The organism is Shewanella electrodiphila (genome assembly GCF_023283985.1).
GTDB lineage: Bacteria > Pseudomonadota > Gammaproteobacteria > Enterobacterales > Shewanellaceae > Shewanella > Shewanella electrodiphila.
Map to the genome: position 1 here is coordinate 314,151 of NZ_JAKIKU010000001.1, position 19,552 is coordinate 333,702.

Consider the following 19,552-nt stretch of genomic DNA (forward strand, 5'->3'; position numbering starts at 1 on the left):
GAGTGAACGAATATTAAATCTCGCTAATGATTATTTATCACTTTTTAGACATAACACTGATTAGCGAAATAAGAACAATAGTTCACTCTCTGAAACTGGTGGAATTCAGTGGGTGTTCTTTGTTTAAATTACACTTGTCCTGAACGGATCTCTTGCCATAAATTAGCCCAGCTAATAACACCGACAATATTATTGGTATTTCCGCGATAAATATACACTTCACCACGCCGTTTGATGGCTAATAGTTCGTAGACTTCATTTAAAGTGGCAGTGTCAGAAAAGCCTTCCATTTTATGTCGGGAAAGTGTCGTAGAATCTTCAAATGATTGCATTTCGATACTGAGCATTTCTATTTGTGCCTCAGCATTACGAACGAGCACGGGCCTACCTTCTGCACGCTTCATTACTTCAAGGAGTAAAGCATCGTTATCATTTACGATAACAAAGCGTTTATCCATGATTGCTCGTACACCTTTCTTTTGTAGACCTTGATTTACAGGCGGTACTTTGTAGCCTAAACCCATAATGTCTAACTGTTTTAAAAATACCGAACTGGTATTAAAACCTTGGTAGGCGATGAGAAATGCAGGAATGGTGACAAACATAGCAGGTAAGATAATAGCGGCGTCATTGGTGAGTTCAAGAAGCGCAACCAATGCGGCTAAAGGCGCACTTAGGCACACACCCATCATCGCAGTCATACCGATGACAGTATATAAACCCACATATGGCGCGATAGAGGGGAAAAACATCGCACTGACAAGGGCTAAAATTGCGCCAATCAATGCACCAATGCCATAAAGTGGACCGATTAGCCCACCAGGAATACCAAAACCAATGGCTGCAATAGTGGCGATGATTTTTGCAATTAATAGCGCGAAAAGAAACATTAAGCTTGGGTTGTCTATGATGGTTGCTTGAATCGCTAAATCACCGGCACCTAACGCTTGAGGTAAAAATAAACCGATTAAGGTGGTAACGCTTGCCGCTATCATGAGTCGATAAATCAAAGGCCAATGCTGGCCAATAGCGGTCATTTTTAATAATGAATGATTGAAACCAGCAGCTGCACAACCTAAGACAATGCCACCAATGGCCAGAATGGGATAATGATCCAATGGAATTCGGGTGACAGTAATTAAGTCATATTCATGGATATTGCCGAACACTAATTGGCTAGAGAGTGCACCGCAAATGGCCGATAGCATTATCGGGAAAAAGTAATGAATTTTGTACTCACGAACAATCACTTCAAATACAAACAGTACAGCGGCAAGTGGCGCATTAAAGACCGCTGCAATACCAGCAGCGATACCGCTCGCACACATAATACGCACACTATTATCAGGTAACTTAAATTTTTCAGCGAAATAGCTCGCGCTAACCGCTCCTAAGTGAATGGCCGGTCCTTCTTTACCAACTGAGAAATTTGCGATTAACGCGATCAGCGCCTGAAAAAACTGTCCAGGGGCTGATTGCAGTGGGATTTTTCCGTAATGGAGTTTGAAACGGTGCATGACGTAGGCGATACCCATACGGCGATATCGCTTAGAGCCGAGACCTGCCACCAGCCAAATAAGCAATGCACCTACAATAGGTAAATATGTACGCCAATCGGTAACGGTGCTAGAAAAGTCGGTGGCTTCAGGCACTGTGTAGACTTGCGCCCAACTGAGCAACAAACGAAATAAGATGATGACACTAGAGGCAATAATGGCAAATAGTAGGGCTAATCCACAAAGTTGCACACTTATCTTCGACTGAGAAAGCTTATCTCTCAATTCATTACGAAGATATTTGCGTGTTGCAGCTTTGGCGTGAATAATAGCGGCTTTATTTCTTTTGATTTGCACTGTATTGCCTAAGATCCTTTATGGGCGATTTGTTGTCATTGTATTTTATTAAAGGCTTGTTACCTAATGCTAAATTATCATCGCTTGCTTGACCGCTTGCAAGTTCAAGAACGCAAATTTCGTTCATCAGGTTTATATTTATCTGCGTTAATCATTATCAGTTTTATTGTTGGCGTTCTTAGTCATACTATTTTTATATCTGAAGTTGTTGAGCCGCAGCATGAAGCAGTAGAAATTACAGCGCTAAAAACCGAGCTTAGGCAGCAGTCTCATGTCGTTTCTCGTCTTGATATTGCCCTTTCGATTGAAAAGGAAGCTAATGCGAATATGAAACAAATGTTTTCTAAGCAAATACAGCAACAAAAAACACTTGAACAAGAATTAGCTTTTTATCGCAGCCTAGTCTCACCAGAGAAAGAAGTTGATGGTGTGGCAATACATGGGCTTGAACTTTCTAAAGGCTTATTGCCAAACAGTTATCAAATGCGCTTAATTTTAACTCAATTACAAAAGCGTAAGAATAGCGTTAAAGGCGTTGCCGACATTGTTTTGGTGGGCGTGCAAGGCGAAAAGCAAGTTGAAATCTCGTTAAGTGATTTAGATATTGAGACATTTAAATTTGGCTTTCGATATTTTCAAATGTTTGACGCGGAAATAAGTTTGCCACAAGATTTTGATTTGCAAAGAATTAAAGCTGTAGTTCAGGTGCAGGCCAATCGTGGTGTGAAAGGTGGAAGCATTGAACAAACATTCGAGATCGCAGAGTTACTAGAAAGCTAAAAAAGAACTAAGAGTAATACTTGAACAAATTAGTCAGGTAATAGATAATTCCGACCTGAAACTGAAGTAAGAGGTAGTAATGACTGAACAAACAGATGCAGCAATGCCAATTCAATTTACCGATGCTGCGGCAACTAAAGTGAAGGGACTGTTAGAAGAAGAGCAGAACCCAGAATTAAAACTGCGTGTGTATGTCACAGGTGGTGGTTGTTCAGGTTTCCAGTATGGTTTTACTTTCGATGAAAAAGTTAACGAAGGTGATTTCACGATTGAAAAGCAAGGGGTTCAACTGGTTGTTGATCCTATGAGCCTTCAATACCTTGTTGGTGGTGAAGTTGATTATACTTCAGGACTTGAAGGGTCTCGCTTCTTTGTTAAGAACCCAAATGCAACGACTACTTGTGGTTGTGGTGCAAGCTTCTCTGTCTAATTTAAGATTTCGTATATCGCGATTAAATGTAGATAGTGGAAGATAAAAAAAGCCGTCTGATGACGGCTTTTTTGTTTTTTAATTTTATCAGCTGATGATATTAAAGTTCATTCTCGGCTTAAACCACTTGAATACCGCTTTGTTGAAGCTTATCCAGACTTGCAGTATAGCCAATAGAATTAGTACGCTAAAAATAATCCAATCTGGCAGCACCATTTGCATAAAGCCAAAGTCTACTGTTGTAGGCCCAGCGACAAGATTGTCAGGATCATACATGATAATGGGTAATACGCTGTACAAGGCAAGTTGTAAAATTCCGTAGGCACGAAGCATATAAAGCGCCGCTTTTTGTCTGCCTGCTACACCTAATACCATGAGTAAGGTTAATACACACAGTAAAACACCTTGCTGCGCCATTAAGCCGCTAACAGAAGTCATCACATATACCGCCATTAATGCGATAAGCCGTTTGGGAAAAACAGCTTTTTCAGTAGCGCTTTGGTTGATGACATCTGTGCTAGTGGCTTCTGGTTCAGTGGATTCTAGTTCAGTGACTTCTAGTTCAGTGACTTCTAGTTCAGTGACTTCTGATTCGGTAGCATTTTGTCCGGAGGCTTTTTTTTCGGTGCTACTGTCAGTGTTTGCTTCGACAATATTTATCTCTTCAGCATCTTGCTGTTGTAAATTTTTATCCGTCATAAGGCCTTAACTTATCGCTTGAGTGTAAGTGCAGTGTTGGTATCAGCTGAAGATATCATTAATGCTTAGATTGCTTTTTCGGCGTCAAACGTGAATCAAGTTCATATGGTGGGATAACCACACCTAAGTCTTCTTGTACTGGGAATACAGCAACGAATAAATCATCCTCAGACATACCACCGACCCAACGCTCTTGAAATTCATTAAGCGGAATAGATAGTGGTTCACAATCGCGCCATTCATCAACAGCCCATAGTTTTGCAGCTTCTTCTGAAGGCCACATTGGAATGCAATCTTCGTCTTCAGTGGTTAGCATAACGCAACCATCTTGGTCTTGCAGGCTCCAAATTTGTTGCTCTTGCTTAACTTGTTCAACAAGGTAATCGTAGCGTGCTTCTGGTGTCATGTTGAGTTGATCTTCAATTGATTTTGGTTTGCTGCTCATGGTGGACTCTCATTGCAAAGTGGGACTAATTTGGCGCTTATTCGCGCGAATAGGGCATGATAACATCGACTGTTAGTTTTAAAAAAGAAAAGAGCACATTGGGTGCTCTTGTAGCAGGCTAATTGAATCATTCTGCTTTGATTAGTTCTCAGCTGGTTTGTCAAAAAAACGGTAAATCATGCCTGCCAATATTGCGCCAGCAATGGGAGCAACCCAAAATAGCCATAATTGCGATAAAGCCCAATCACCGACAAATAGTGCAGGTCCAGTACTTCTAGCGGGGTTAACTGAGGTGTTAGAAACTGGAATACTGATTAAATGAATTAAAGTTAAGCCTAAACCTATGGCAATTGGGGCAAAGCCTGCTGGTGCACGTGAGTCTGTTGCGCCAAGAATGATCAGTAAAAAGAACATTGTCATCACGATTTCCGTAATTAACACTGACATCATGCTGTAGCCACCAGGAGAGTGCTCTGCAAAGCCATTTGATGCAAACCCGCCAGCTAAACTGAATCCGTCTTGGCCGTTAGCTATGAGAAATAGCACAGCGGCTCCAGCCACACCACCTGTAACTTGGGCAGCAATGTAAGGGGCTAATTCCGCTGTTGGAAAGCGTCCGCCAGCCCATAGACCAAACGATACCGCAGGATTCAAGTGGCAACCTGAGATATGGCCGATGGCAAATGCCATTGTGAGTACGGTTAAACCGAATGCGAGTGAAACACCAAGTAAACCAATGCCCACTTCAGGGAAAGCAGCGGCTAACACAGCGCTGCCACACCCGCCAAGTACAAGCCACATAGTGCCGATAAATTCTGCTAACATTTTTTGCTGGATGGTCATTTAACTGTCCTTATTAAATTGAAGATGATTAAGTCCATTTATTAATAACTGTGTTGATTGCAACTGACGCGAGAAATGATGCTGTTAGCTGATAAGTCCCTTTGTTAAGGAGCCTATTCGTTTCCTTATCAGTTTTTCTCTGCCAGTTTTTCTTTACTAGTGATTCATCTAGCAAAAGTTAAGCAGTAAAAGCCTATAAATTCAATGATGCTTATATGAATTTTATATAGTTTGAAACAGAATATGAGATATCAAGCGCTAACAGACATTTAAAGAGGGGGCTCATCGAGAGAATATTGGGTTGAACCTTTGATATGGAGCGAAAGAGTTTTCGCTCCTATGGGCATTGTTAATAAAATAAATGTGGTGCTTAAAGAAGAGCTAGTTGGCTTGATAAAAACTACCTAGCACCGCAAATCGACTTGCACCCGTCACTACAGGTAGGTTACCACTTAAACCATGGTGATTGCGCATCGCTAACCAAGCAAATGCAATACCTTCTACCCACTTTGGATCCATGCCGATTGCAGATGTGGTTGAAAGTGCAAGATTGGGTAATAGTAAGTTTAAACGTTGCATTAAGGTTTTATTTAACGCTCCACCACCGCAAACAAATACACTGCCTGAGTCAGTTAAACGATTTATATCGTTAGCAATGCTATGGCAAGTTAAGTCCAATAACGTCGATTGAATATCAGCAAGACTTAAGTGAGAAAAATTGGCTTTTTGTTGTTCTAACCATGCTTGGTTAAATAGTTCTCTACCTGTGCTTTTAGGATAAGCCATAGCAAAGTATGGGTGTGACAACAAATGTTGTAGGAAATCATTATCAGTGGTGCCTGATGCGGCCCATTGGCCAGATTCATCAAATGGAAGTAGTTGCTCTTGTAGAATGAATGCATCCATCAAGGTGTTTCCTGGACCTGTGTCAAAACCAATAACTTGGTCACTGTCGCCAGGCAGGTAAGTGATATTAGCAATACCACCAATATTTAGGATGACTCTTGGATAGTTATTTCTAGCAAACATAGCTTGATGAAATGCTGGGACTAATGGGGCACCTTGTCCACCTAAAGCGAGATCTTTTCTGCGAAAATCCGCAATCACATTAATCCCTGTTTCAACAGCGATGGTTTCAGGGTCACCAATTTGGAGGGTAAAGCCATGTTCAAGATTTGGCATGTGCCTGATGGTTTGCCCATGGCTACCGATTGCAATAATGTCTGTTTTATCAAGTGCTGTTTTGGCTAATAGCTCATTAACAGCCTGGGCAAACAAAAGTCCCATCGCTCTATCCATGCGCCCCATAATATTAATTTCATCAGTATTAGGAGTACATAAACGGTGTAGTTGTATTAAAAGGTGTTCAGGTATTTCAATACTATGACTGGCAATAAGGTGGCTTTTGTTATCTGAGAAGTCCACTAACACAGCATCGACACCATCCATACTGGTCCCTGACATTAAACCGATGAAATAGTGAGGTTGATGATGGGATATTGTCATAGTGAATAGCTCAAATTAAGGGAAAGTGGATAGTAAATGTTTTTTTGCTCAAGAGTCTAATAAGCTCAGTATTGAGTTTTATTGAGTTTTATTGAGTTTTATTGATTTTGTCTAGTTCCGTATTACAGTGTACTTAACTGCCGTAAACCTAAATTGAACTGTACGGCAGGACTGTCTAATTATAACAGGTAAACTGACATGCTCATTGCGGTTAACAGTAGCCGCTAACGCTGGTGAGTCTTAGTTGTAATAAATATAAGTGACTCCCACTCAATGCCCTAAATCAGCGCCCAAAATCAGCGCCCAAAATCAGCTATTCAAATGAGTTGTTTGTATTGGCGTAATGGCGCTGTTTATTTTGCTCGATTTTTGCCATAAGTTGTTTACTCAAAACCGCAAATTGGCTCTTCTCTTTTTTATCAATCGGTTGAGATTTGGGTAATTTAATCGTTCTTGGATTACGGTGTACGCCATTCACAATGAACTCGTAATGCAAATGAGCGCCAGTGACTCGGCCTGTTTTGCCCAACGTTCCGATAATCTCGCCTTGTTTAACCGTGTCACCGCGTTTAACTTTGCGTTTGTTTAAATGTAAGTACTTAGTGGTGTAAGTGTCATTATGCTTAATGAAGACATAGTTACCATTGTATTTATTGTAGCTGGCTTCAACGACTTTACCCCGGCCTGCCGCTTTAATGGGTGTACCTATTGCGGCAACATAATCCACGCCTCTATGGGCTCTGACTTGTCCTGTTACAGGGTGTAAACGTCTAGGGTTAAAGCTTGAGCTGACATATTTAAAATCAACTGGCGAGCGTAAAAAAGCTTTACGCATACTATTACCAGATTCTGAATAATATTCACCGTCGGTATAGCGCACTGCGGTATAGCGCTCGCCTTGATTATAAAATTCAGCAGCTAAGATGTTGCCCGTGCCAATGAATTGACCATCAACAAACTCTTCCTCAAACATTAATGAGAAATGGTCATCCTTGCGAATGTCTAATGCAAAATCGATGTCCCAGCCAAAGATATTAGCCAGTTGCATAATGTGGTTAGCAGATAAACCCGCTGTCGCTGCAGCATTCCAAAAATTACTACTGATATTGGCGGTGATAAATTTGTTCTCTAAGGTGATGGTTTTTACATTCACTTTTTCTTCAAATTTATCTTCATTTTTACTGATTAACAGGGTTGAAATCTTGTCCATTTGATAACTGATTTGCGTTATTTCATCCTGGGCATCTTTTGTGACTATGATTTCTTCGCCTGGCATGATCTTAAGTAAGTTCTTTTTCGATTTTGGCAGACGCGTTATTTGATAAACATCTCGTGGGCTTAAGCCTGCACGATTGGCTAAGCCACCAAAAGTATCACCTTTAGACACTTTAAATGACTTGTGTGACAGTAGGTCGGCTTCGCGGTAAGGCACAGCATTTTCAACATCGTCATTATGGGATAATAAGTTATTATCAGAAGTCGATAATGGATCTAAGTTAGCAATAGGGCTGCTATCTTTTGACGGTGCGAGAGATTGTTGTTTTTGCGTCGATTGACTCGACGGAAGACTATTTTCGTTCGGGGGCGTTGGTGTTCTAAAAGCTAAAGGCACCGAGTACTCGGATTGCTTGTTTCTTGAGCTGGTTTCAGCGTTTTCATCATCGTTATCTTGCTGTAAGCCAAGACGGTCAGAAATATCGACAGTACCACCGGTAGTTTGCTTGGATGCTTTAGCGTCATCAGAGGGAAATAACACGATAATTACCGTGAAAATAACTAATAAACTCAGTGCTATTTGATGCACTTTTGGCAGTAATTTGAATAAAGTGATTAGCTTTGCCATCGACCTATGTACCAGTTTCTCTTTTTCGTTGTAATCCCCTTAGTGTACACACTTTCAATTAGCGTGGCTAACAAGTAATATAGGCCTCTTATTTTTTTATCAAAGCTGCAGGAGTAGGTGCCGAAATGGCTGATTTAGACCAAGTGTTAGCAGAAATTAAACGTGGTACCGACGAGATATTACTCGAGTCAGATCTGCTAGAAAAACTTAAAGAGGGACGTCCTTTAAGAATCAAACTAGGTGCAGATCCAACCGCTCCAGATATTCATTTAGGCCATACGGTCATTTTAAATAAGCTGCGTGCGTTTCAAGAGCTCGGTCACGAAGTGATTTTCTTGATTGGCGACTTCACCGGTATGGTCGGCGATCCAAGTGGTAAAAATAGCACTCGTCCACCGTTAACACGCGAAGATGTACTTGCTAACGCTGAAACCTATAAAGAGCAGGTTTTTAAAATTCTAGACCCCGCTAAAACGCGCATCGAATTTAACTCAAGTTGGTTAGAGCCATTAGGCGCAGCTGGGATGATCCGTTTAGGTTCAAAGCAAACTGTTGCTCGTATGATGGAGCGTGATGATTTTAAAAAGCGTTATGCATCAGGGCAGGCGATTGCCATTCACGAATTCATGTACCCACTGTTACAAGGTTATGATTCTGTAGCATTGAAAGCCGATGTAGAGTTAGGTGGAACGGATCAAAAGTTCAACTTGCTAATGGGCCGTGAGTTACAAAAAGCTGAAGGTCAAAAGCCGCAAACAGTGATCATGATGCCATTATTAGTTGGCTTAGATGGCGTTAAGAAGATGTCTAAGTCAGCTCATAACTATATTGGTGTGAGTGAGCCTGCTAACGAAATGTTCGGTAAAATCATGTCTATTTCAGATGACCTAATGTGGAGCTACTTCGAGTTGCTTTCATTCCGTCCATTAGCTGAAATTGCCCAATTTAAAGAAGACATTGCTAACGGCCAAAACCCGCGTGATGTGAAAATTGCCCTGGCTAAAGAAATCATCGCAAGATTCCATGACCAAGAACAAGCTGAAGCAGCTCATCAAGAATTCATTAATCGTTTCCAGAAAGGGGCGATGCCTGATGATATTGAAGAAATGGACATTGCAGCTGGTGAAGAAGGTATAGCGATTGCTAACTTGCTTAAAAGTGCAGGTTTAGTGGGCTCAACTTCAGATGGCATGCGTATGGTTAAGCAAGGCGCTGTGAAGATGGATGGTGAAAAACTAGCTGATACGCGTCAAGTGTTTGAAGCGGGTTTAACGGCTATTTTCCAAGTGGGTAAACGTAAGTTTGCTAAGATCACTTTGGTTTAAATCACTTTGGTCTAAATCACTTTGGTTTAAATCGCATCATTAAACATTGATTGCGGTTAAATAAAAACGACTCATTTGAGTCGTTTTTTTGTTTGGGTACTGCTTATTACTTATGCTACTTTTGGGAGGCTTGTCGAATAGTGCTGATAAGTCTTAGGTCTATTTATTGAGTTTGCAGTTGATCCGACATGGTTTGGTAATCCATTAAATCGACTTGTTCAGTCATTCTGTCGGTATTCATATCAAATTTTAGAGTGGTTACACCCGGTATGGCGATTTCAATAATTTTACCCGGTTTACCAAATTGCTCACCAGGCCCGCGAAGATGATAGTTACCAATCATCACCACTAATGAACCTGTGTTAAACATGTGCTCAATATTGAACTTGTATTCGAGTACACCTTCATGGGCCCGCTCGAAAAAATCAATAATATGCCTGCCACCTTTATAGGTGACATTGGCGGTTTTATCATAAAAAACACTATCACGGTTGTAAAAGCTTCTAAGCGCACGATAATCATGATCGGTTAGCGCTTGCATATACCGGACTGCCATTTGTTGCTCTTTAGGCATTTCACCCACAACAGCATGACTGGTTAAGCTATATAAACCACAAAAAATACCACATAACAAACCAACAATTCGCACTTAGGGCCTCTTACTTTTTAAATCAAATGCAGGCAACGACAAATGCCAACGTATTGCACTTAGGCGAATAATTAAGGTACTGAACATAGCAAAGAATAAGGCACTGGTCTTATCCATTCCTACTTCAATACTTAAGGTATAACAAATACCACCAACGATTGAGGCTGTTGCATAAATTTCTGTACGCAACACCATAGGAACTTGGCGGCAGAGTAAATCACGAATAATACCGCCTCCAACACCCGTAATCAGTCCCATAATAACAGCTGACATACCAGATAACCCCATCATTAACGCTTTTTCTGCTCCGATGACTGTGAATAATGCTAGACCAAAAGCATCCGCAATGGGGAGAGTTAATTGGGGTAATTTGTGCGGTTTTCTGACCAATATAAAACAAGCCAACACGGTCGCTAGAATTACGATAACGTAATTAGGATCACTTATCCAAAATACCGGTGTCGCGCCAGTAAGGGCATCACGAATACTGCCGCCGCCAATAGCGGTAACCGAAGCAAGCACGATGACGCCAAATGGGTCCATGCGGTGTTTCCCTGCAGCGATGGCGCCCGAAAGCGCAAATACAGCAGTACCGCAAAGGTCAAAAAAGTAAATCCATTCAAAATTAATCATCAGATGGCTCTTGGGTATGTGACTTGCTTTCGTTAAGTGTATTTTTACAATGCTGTTGGCAGCTTAATTCTTTGATATGAATGTTGAGCGCATCGACAGATATTCTAATTTCTATAACCGATAAAATAAGTGAATACAGTAAAAAGAGTAAGCTGAGACCGAAAACAATCGAGCCTGTATGGAAAAAGCCTAAATAGATAAATATCATGCTTACGACACAGATAGCGAAGCTGACAACACCCGCTTCTTGCATCCTTCTAATGATGCTAATTCGTTGTCTGAGATTTTTAATTTGTTCGTTATCGACAGGTTTTCCTGAAGCACTTAAGTTTCTAATTAACGCCGCTAACGAAAAAAAACGGTTGGTGTAGGCCAGTAACAATAATGAAATGGCAGGGAATAATAAACCGGGGGTTGTTAACGATATTTGGATGTTATCTAACAAGACGTTTTGCCTCAAATGGAACGGGATAAATCATTTAGCTAAATATAATAACGCTTTTATAAATAAAATCACATTGCTTGTACCCATCTTAATCCAGTCCATAACATAGGAATGGCGATGGTAAAGGAAATCCAAAAAGTGACCGCCCATGAGGTTAAGCTAATGGCATTTTTGATATCACTGACCTCTGGCATTCTTGAAGGGTTGATTTTACTTACATCAACCCGCTGCTCTTGTTGGTTGAAGACAAACTTTTGCGGGCCGCCTAGTTCCACTTCTAAAATTCTACTGCCGATATATAAACTTGAATAACCGTATATACCACCAGTATGACTAGGCTGGTTTATTAGTGACGAGATATTTTTAAAACCGCCTTGAAGCACTAAAGTGAGGTTCCATAACATCGTTGGCACAGCATAAATAATTCGGTTGAAAAGATATATTGCTGCGCTAAAAAATCGGTACTGGGGGACATAGTTTGGCCAGCAATGCTCAAGTTGTTTAATGAGGTGCAGTAACAATACTAGTGGTGTGCCACCAATGGCATAAAATAATATAGTGGCGACGGTGCCATAGATTGGCGAAATAAGTAGTCTTTCTATGGTGGCTTTTGCAATACCGATTTCTGATAACGAACGGGTTTGTTGCGCAAACCAAGGCGCTAAGTCTGCTTTAGCTGTGGCCTTTTGACCATGTTCAAGTGCGCTAATGACATCTTTCGCCACGGGTTTAAATCCAGCGTCGCTGATGCAGAAATACAACAGAATACAATCGAAAAACCAAGGGTAAGCAGCTAAGGAAAGAATAAAGTAAATCGTAAACCAGATTGGTACCACTAACAACATACTTGCCAGCAGACCTGCTGTTACTTGCTGCTTAGGGCTACGTTGTGGGTGAATGACTTTTTGGCTAAGTAAATTAGCCAACTGATGAAACAAAACAACCGGATGATACTTCCTAGAAATAGGCGCAACTCGTGAAATAAATAACGCCATAAATAGCACCAAGCAACTTTGTAGTAAGTTGCCATCTATTCGAATTAACTCTTCGTAAAAGGTGCTATCAATCAATTTAGTGTGACCATCCCATTGTTTTTACTGCACTGTGCATTTTGTTTTGAGCAAAATAATGCGTTTAATCAGCCGATAACCGGATTATAGCTGTTTTAATAACGCAATGACCATAAGTGCAGAATAGTGACCTGCTTTAACAATGTAAGTATCAAAGTCGACTGCAGAGTCATTGTTGGCATTATCTGAAAGCGATCGGATAACCACAAAAGGAACTTCAAACTGGTGACATACTTGCGCAATTGCAGCAGCTTCCATTTCACAGGCCGCCATTGTAGGGAAGTTGTTCAACATGATTTTTGTACGCTCAGGATCGCAAATGAAGCTATCACCAGTAGCAATTAACCCTTCAATCACCTGTGCTTCACCTAAAGATGAAATCGCAGCTTTTGCAGCTTCAACTAGTTTTGCATCAGGGATGAAAGCAGCTGGCTGAGAAGCCATTTGACCGATTTCGTAACCAAAAGCGGTAACGTCGACATCGTGGTGACGTACTTCTGATGAAATCACAATGTCACCGATACTTAAGCTATCAACAAATCCGCCAGCTGAGCCAGTATTGATAACAGCGTTAACATTGAAGTTATTGATAACTAGCGTTGTTGCAATACTTGCAGCGACTTTACCAATGCCAGAACGTGTCACTACAACATCTTGACCTGATAATTGACCTTCAACAAATTCAATACCTGCAACGGTTGAATGTACAGGGTTAGTCATTGTTTCAATTAAGTGAGCAACTTCAGGTTCCATTGCACCGATGATAGCGATTTTCATAAACTGATTCTCATTTTTGTAAGCCAATTAGTTAATTATTGGCATTAATATAGCGAAGTAGAGCTGTTTGAATAACGCCTAGCTGGCAAACAGACACTTAGCGGTAAATATGGCGGCTAATATAGCATAGATGGGGAAAGTAGAACTGGGAGCGATATAAATTTTATCGATAAAAAAAGCGCATTTTTCAATGCGCTTTTATGACTTATTTAATAGCCTAAACCTATTCAGCTGAAGTTAGGCATCTTCAAAAGAGTTTAAAATCCCTTGTGCTGCATCACGGCCTTCAGCAATAGCGGTAACAACAAGGTCTGAACCGCGCACCATATCACCACCAGCAAACACTTTCGGGTTTGTCGTTTGAAATGGATTGTCATCAAACTTACTGGCTTTTACTAAACCCCATTCGTTGGTTTCAATGCCAAAGTCATTGAACCAAGCTGCTGGGCTTGCTTGGAAACCAAACGCAATGATGATGGCATCAGCTTCAAGAATTTGCTCACTTCCTGGAATCACTTCAGCTTTTTTACGGCCAGACTCATCCGCTTCACCCATTTGGGTTTCAACGCATTCAATCCCAGTTACAACACCATCTTGTTCTTTAATCGCTACAGGTTGGCGATTAAATAAGAAGTTAACCCCTTCTTCGCGTGCATTTTGCACTTCACGGCGAGAACCTGGCATGTTGGCTTCATCACGACGGTATGCACAAGTGACACTTTTAGCGCCTTGTCTAACTGCTGTACGCACACAATCCATCGCAGTATCACCACCACCCAATACCACTACATTTTTGCCTTCAAGGCTTAAATATGGGTTGTCTGGACATTGTGTGCCCATCAATTCATGGGTATTACCAATCAAATATGGTAATGCTTGAATCACACCTTGACTGTCTTCACCGGGCAGACGCGCTTTCATTGCTGTGTATGTTCCCATACCTAAGAACACGGCATCGTATTCATCAAGCAGGGTTTTAAATGGGATGTCTTTACCAACAGTGACACCCATTTTAAATTCAATTCCCATTCCTTCGAGGACATTACGTCTGGTTTGCATAACGTCTTTATCAAGCTTGAATGAAGGAATACCGTATGTCAGTAAACCACCAATCTGTGGGTACTTATCATAAACCACGGCTTTAACACCATTTCGGCTAAGAATATCCGCACAACCTAAACCAGCTGGACCCGCACCAATAATTGCAACGCGCTCTTTACGAGGCGTTACCTTGCTCATGTCTGGTCGCCATCCTTGGCTAATAGCGGTATCAGTAATGTATTTTTCAACATTACCAATAGTAACTGCGCCAAAGTCGTCATTGAGGGTACAAGCACCTTCACAAAGACGGTCTTGTGGACAAACACGGCCACAAATTTCTGGTAGCGTATTTGTCTCATGAACTAAATCAGCAGCTTCAAGAATACGACCCTGCTCTGCAAGCTTTAGCCAATTTGGAATATAATTGTGCAGTGGGCATTTCCACTCACAATAAGGGTTACCACAATCTAAACAGCGGTCTGCTTGCTCTGCCACTTGTGGCTGAGAGAAAGGCTGATAAATTTCGATAAACTGTGTCGAACGCTCTTTGGCCGAGTGCTTAGTCGGATCTTTACGATCCACCTCGATAAATTGAAAATCATTACTCATTTAAATTACCCCGCCTTCACAGCTAATTCCGGGCTTTTTTGCTCAATTTTAAGCAAGTCGGCAACGGCAATATTCTTAGGCTTAACTAATACAAAACAGTCTAACCAGTTTTCAAAATCACTTAGGATCATCTTGGCATGTTCACTGCCTGTGGCTTCAACATGTGCTTCAATCAGCTCTTTAAGATGCTGTTGCTGAATTTTTGATTCTAATTTTTGCGTATCAACAAGTTCCGTATTTACGCGGCGACTAAAGTGATTAAATCTGTCAAAAATGTAAGCAAAGCCACCAGTCATACCTGCGCCAAAGTTCACACCTGTTTGGCCAAGTACAACAACAATACCGCCGGTCATGTATTCACAACCGTTATCACCCACACCTTCAACAACAGCGATAGCACCAGAGTTACGTACACCAAAACGTTCACCGGCTTGACCTGCAGCATATACGCGTCCACCCGTTGCACCGTATAAACAGGTATTACCCATAATGGCACTTTGCTCACTTTGGAAAGGACTACCGACAGGTGGATTGATAACAATCTTACCGCCAGACATGCCTTTACCGACGTAATCGTTCGCATCGCCAACCAGATTCATCTCAAGACCTGGGCTGTTCCACACACCAAAGCTTTGACCTGCACTACCGTTGAACTGTAGTGAAATTGGCTCTTTAGCACCTTTGACACCGATATTGGTAGCAATGTAACCAGAAAGCGCAGCACCGATTGAGCGGTTAGTGTTATTAATTGCGTATTGCTTGCTGAACGCTTTGCCTTCAAGTATTGATTGAGCAGCGTCAGTGACAATTTGTAAGTTAAGTTCACCTTTATCTGATGGTGGATTCAACTCTTTCCAGGTAATTGCGCTGCCTTCCGCTACTTTAGGCTGATATAAAATAGGCGCTAAATCTAACCCAAGTTGTTTGGCTGTTTGGCCTTCAAGGGCATAGAGCCAATCAGTGCGACCGACTAAGTCTTCAAATTTAGCCACACCAAGGCTTGCCATCCATTCACGGACTTCTTGTGCTACAAACTCAAAGTAAGTAATCACTCGCTCAGGTAAACCATGGTAATGCTTATCACGTAAGTTTTTATCTTGAGTGGCTACACCGGTTGCACAGTTGTTTAAGTGACAAATACGTAAATATTTACACCCTAACGCAATCATAGGCACGGTACCAAAACCAAAGCTTTCAGCACCTAACAAAGCAGCTTTAACAATGTCTAAGCCTGTTTTTAAACCGCCATCAACCTGTAAGCGAATTTTATGACGCAAGCCATTTTCAACCAATGATTGATGCACTTCTGCAAGACCTAATTCCCATGGAGAACCAGCATACTTAACTGAAGTGACTGGACTTGCGCCAGTACCACCGTCATAACCAGAAATGGTGATCATATCGGCATAGGCTTTTGCGACACCTGTAGCAATAGTCCCGACACCAGGCTCTGAAACGAGTTTCACCGACACGAGCGCTTTAGGGTTGATTTGTTTCAAATCGAAAATCAGCTGAGCTAAATCTTCAATTGAATAAATATCGTGGTGTGGCGGTGGCGAAATCAAGGTCACGCCAGGACGTGCATGACGTAAACCTGCAATTTCAACACTGACTTTATGACCTGGTAATTGACCACCTTCACCCGGCTTAGCACCTTGGGCTACTTTAATTTGCAATACGTCAGCATTAACTAAGTAATGAGCGGTAACACCAAAGCGGCCTGATGCAATCTGTTTGATGGCTGAATTGCGCTCGCTATTAAAGCGACTGGCATCTTCACCACCTTCACCAGAGTTTGAACGACCACCAATACGGTTCATCGCAACAGCAAGTGCTTCATGAGCTTCTGGGCTTAATGCACCGATACTCATTGCTGCACTATCGAAACGCGGGAATAGGTTTTCTGCTACTTCGACTTGTGACTCTTCAATGGCTTGGTTAGTCCCTTTAACGCCAATTAAATCACGTAATGTCGCAATAGGTCGGTCATCGACTAACGCGGCAAATTTCTTGTATTTTGGATAGTCTTGATCTTTAAGGCTCTGTTGTAGTGTATTGACTACATCAGGGTTGAAGCTGTGATATTCACCACCTTCAACATACTTCAATAAACCACCTTGCGGTAATGGTATATGGGCACGATATGCGGCGGTATGAAGTTTCTTTTGATCGGCAGCTAGATGTTCAAAGCTCGCACCTTCGATACGGCTAATAACACCTTTAAAGCAAAGTTCAATCACATCTGATGATAGACCCACTGCTTCAAATTGTTGGCTACAACGGTAAGAACCAACGGTGCTGATGCCCATCTTAGACATGATCTTACGCAGGCCTTTTTCAATGCCTTGACGGAAGTTAAGCATCAAGATGCTGTCATCTTCTACTTGGTTTTTCTTCGCCATTGCCGAAATTGACTCGTAAGCTAAGTAAGGATAAATAGCCGTCGCGCCAAAGCCGAGTAAAACAGCAAAATGATGAGGATCACGTGCTGAAGCGGTTTCAACGATAATGTTAGTATCACAACGCAAACTTTTATCAACAAGACGTTGCTGCACCGCACCTACAGCCATAGCAGCAGGAATAACCTGAACATTTTTAGCGGTTGCGCGGTCTGATAAAATCAGTAGGGTTGTGCCACTTCTTGCTAAGCGTTCTGCATCATCAGTGATGCGCTCAATCGCTTGTTGTAAGTCTTCATGGGCGTCATAGTTAAGATCAACCGTGTTAGCACGATAATAAGTGCTATCTAAGCCAAGCAATTGGTTGAAGTCACTGAATAAAAGCACTGGGGACTCGAACATCACGCGATAAGCAACACCGGTAGTTTCACAAAATAGGTTTTGCTCTCGACCAACACAAGTGGTCAATGACATTACGTGTTTTTCACGTAACGGATCAATCGGCGGGTTAGTGACCTGAGCAAACTTTTGACGGAAGTAGTCATAAAGTGAACGGGATTTTTTAGACAATACAGCCATTGGGGTATCGTCACCCATAGAGCCTGTTGCTTCTTCACCTTTACTAGCGAGTACCCAAATAACTTGTTCAAGTTCTTCACGGCTGTAACCAAATTGTTTTTGGTATTGAAGTAATACATCAGCAGAGAAATTACTTGCACCTTGCTGAGCAGATTCAATTTGATTGGCTGGAACTAATGTACGGCTATTCTTAGCCATCCATTCTTTGTAAGGATGACGGCGCTTTAAATCGTTATCGATTTCGAATGACGAATATAGACGACCATTCATGGTATCTAAAACTAATAACTCGCCAGGGCCAACACGACCTTTCTCAACCACTTCATCTGCAGAGTAATCCCAAATGCCGACTTCTGAAGCCAGTGTTAGGATTCTGTCCTTGGTTATAACGTAACGAGAAGGGCGTAGACCGTTACGGTCGACAGCACAGGCAGCATGACGGCCATTACTCATTACAATGCCGGCAGGGCCGTCCCACGGCTCCATATGCATTGAGTTAAAGTCGTAGAATGCTTTCAACTCGTCATCCATTTCTGGATTACTTTGCCATGCTGGTGGGATCAACAAGCGCATAGCACGATAGAGGTCCATCCCGCCAGATAACAGCATTTCTAGCATGTTATCTAATGACGATGAATCTGAACCTGTTTCATTTACAAAAGGGGCTGCCTGTTGTAAGTCAGGTAAAAGTGGTGAATTAAACTTGTATGCACGAGCGCGTGCCCACTGACGATTACCTGTAATGGTATTAATTTCACCGTTATGAGCTAAAAATCTAAACGGTTGTGCTAAAGGCCATTTAGGCGATGTGTTAGTCGAAAAGCGTTGATGGAATAAGCAAATAGTACTTTTTAAACGAATATCAGCAAGGTCAGTATAAAACGAAGGCAAGTCCGCAGGCATCATTAAGCCTTTATAGACAATGACCTGACCCGATAAGCTGGCAACGTAAAAATCGTTGTCATCAACAATTTGTTGCTCAAGACGACGTCTCGCCATATATAGACGGCGTTCTAAATCTTTTTCTCGCCAGCCTACTGGCGCATTAATCAGTACCTGATAAATTTGCGGTAAACTTTTACGGCCTATTTCACCAAGTACGTCTGGATTAACTGGGACCTTTCGCCAGCCTGCGACACTCAGCGTTTCACGTTGGAGTTCTTTTTCTAAAATTGCTTTTGATGTTTCTGCTTTTACTGGATCTTGACTTAGAAACAACATACCCACTGCAAACTTGCGGCTTAAATGCCAATCGTTTTCTGTTGCAACGGCTGCAAAAAAATCTTTAGGCATCGACATTAATAGTCCACAGCCATCACCTGTGCGGCCATCCGATGCAATACCGCCACGGTGTTTCATTCTGTCTAATCCGTGGATAGCGGTACGGACAATACGATGGCTAGCATCGCCATCCATTTGGGCTATTAAACCGAAACCACAATTGTCCCGCTCAAAGCTGGGATGATATAAGCTCATACAAAAACTCCCTAAACCTAACTTAATACGACTCGGATAATGCGGAGAAGTTCTCATAGATATGCACCCGAACCACCCAAATTAGCCCGATAATGAATAAAGGTCAAACTTAAATTACTCAACAAAATGAATTGTTATTGCAATTGCAAA

14 protein-coding genes and 2 pseudogenes are annotated in these 19,552 nt (G+C 41.7%); 3 read left to right on the top strand and 13 right to left on the bottom strand.

Features of this window, described 5'->3' with window-relative positions; translation table 11 throughout:
- Window positions 1–128: 128 nt before the first annotated feature.
- Window positions 129–1,853 carry a chloride channel protein gene (locus L2737_RS01420; RefSeq protein WP_229367800.1) on the bottom strand — a complete coding sequence of 575 codons (1,725 nt, stop codon included), beginning with the start codon at window positions 1,851–1,853 and terminating at the stop codon, window positions 129–131.
- Window positions 1,854–1,919: 66 nt separating this feature from the next.
- Between L2737_RS01420 and L2737_RS01425 the strand changes: the two genes are divergently transcribed.
- Both L2737_RS01425 and erpA read left to right on the top strand, forming a co-directional pair.
- Window positions 1,920–2,633 (top strand): DUF6776 family protein, encoded by a 714-nt coding sequence (locus L2737_RS01425; RefSeq protein ID WP_102529723.1) that lies wholly within the window; start codon window positions 1,920–1,922, stop codon window positions 2,631–2,633.
- Window positions 2,634–2,712: 79 nt separating this feature from the next.
- Window positions 2,713–3,063, top strand: coding sequence for an iron-sulfur cluster insertion protein ErpA (gene erpA, locus L2737_RS01430; RefSeq protein WP_055024237.1), 351 nt, complete (start codon window positions 2,713–2,715; stop codon window positions 3,061–3,063).
- Window positions 3,064–3,150: 87 nt separating this feature from the next.
- Here the strand turns inward: erpA and L2737_RS01435 are convergent, their stop codons facing one another.
- From L2737_RS01435 to L2737_RS01455, 5 genes are all read right to left on the bottom strand, one after another.
- Window positions 3,151–3,570, bottom strand: coding sequence for a hypothetical protein (locus L2737_RS01435; protein ID WP_102529792.1), 420 nt, complete (start codon window positions 3,568–3,570; stop codon window positions 3,151–3,153).
- Window positions 3,571–3,820: 250 nt separating this feature from the next.
- Complete coding sequence (locus L2737_RS01440; RefSeq protein ID WP_102529722.1) at window positions 3,821–4,207, bottom strand: DUF2750 domain-containing protein; 387 nt, start codon at window positions 4,205–4,207, stop codon at window positions 3,821–3,823.
- A 141-nt stretch (window positions 4,208–4,348) separates the two neighbouring features.
- The gene (gene aqpZ, locus L2737_RS01445) at window positions 4,349–5,050 is read right to left on the bottom strand and encodes an aquaporin Z (RefSeq protein ID WP_102529721.1); all 702 of its coding nucleotides are present in this window, start codon (window positions 5,048–5,050) and stop codon (window positions 4,349–4,351) included.
- A 381-nt stretch (window positions 5,051–5,431) separates the two neighbouring features.
- Entirely contained in the window at window positions 5,432–6,556 is a 1,125-nt protein-coding gene (locus L2737_RS01450; RefSeq protein ID WP_248954515.1) for an anhydro-N-acetylmuramic acid kinase, read from the bottom strand.
- 313 nt (window positions 6,557–6,869) lie between these two features.
- A complete protein-coding gene (locus L2737_RS01455) occupies window positions 6,870–8,399 on the bottom strand; it encodes a peptidoglycan DD-metalloendopeptidase family protein (RefSeq protein WP_248954516.1) in 1,530 nt (509 codons plus the stop codon).
- A gap of 125 nt (window positions 8,400–8,524) precedes the next feature.
- Here L2737_RS01455 and tyrS point away from each other — a divergent pair.
- Window positions 8,525–9,703: pseudogene (gene tyrS / locus L2737_RS01460) on the top strand (tyrosine--tRNA ligase); the annotation flags it as partial.
- 184 nt (window positions 9,704–9,887) lie between these two features.
- Here tyrS and L2737_RS01465 read toward each other — a convergent pair.
- From L2737_RS01465 to gltB, 7 genes and pseudogenes are all read right to left on the bottom strand, one after another.
- Window positions 9,888–10,298 (bottom strand): nuclear transport factor 2 family protein, encoded by a 411-nt coding sequence (locus L2737_RS01465; RefSeq protein WP_102529791.1) that lies wholly within the window; start codon window positions 10,296–10,298, stop codon window positions 9,888–9,890.
- Between the two features lie 75 nt (window positions 10,299–10,373).
- A complete protein-coding gene (locus tag L2737_RS01470; RefSeq protein WP_198589622.1) occupies window positions 10,374–11,006 on the bottom strand; it encodes a trimeric intracellular cation channel family protein in 633 nt (210 codons plus the stop codon).
- Between the two features lie 61 nt (window positions 11,007–11,067).
- Window positions 11,068–11,439, bottom strand: a pseudogene (locus tag L2737_RS01475) (DUF2721 domain-containing protein); the annotation flags it as partial.
- Window positions 11,440–11,519: 80 nt separating this feature from the next.
- Window positions 11,520–12,521, bottom strand: coding sequence for a cobalamin biosynthesis protein CobD/CbiB (locus tag L2737_RS01480; RefSeq protein WP_248954517.1), 1,002 nt, complete (start codon window positions 12,519–12,521; stop codon window positions 11,520–11,522).
- Between the two features lie 84 nt (window positions 12,522–12,605).
- Entirely contained in the window at window positions 12,606–13,298 is a 693-nt protein-coding gene (locus L2737_RS01485; RefSeq protein ID WP_102529716.1) for a 5'-methylthioadenosine/adenosylhomocysteine nucleosidase, read from the bottom strand.
- 237 nt (window positions 13,299–13,535) lie between these two features.
- Entirely contained in the window at window positions 13,536–14,948 is a 1,413-nt protein-coding gene (locus tag L2737_RS01490) for an FAD-dependent oxidoreductase (RefSeq protein WP_248954518.1), read from the bottom strand.
- 5 nt (window positions 14,949–14,953) lie between these two features.
- Window positions 14,954–19,402 (bottom strand): glutamate synthase large subunit, encoded by a 4,449-nt coding sequence (gltB, locus tag L2737_RS01495; protein WP_248954813.1) that lies wholly within the window; start codon window positions 19,400–19,402, stop codon window positions 14,954–14,956.
- Window positions 19,403–19,552 lie beyond the last annotated feature (150 nt).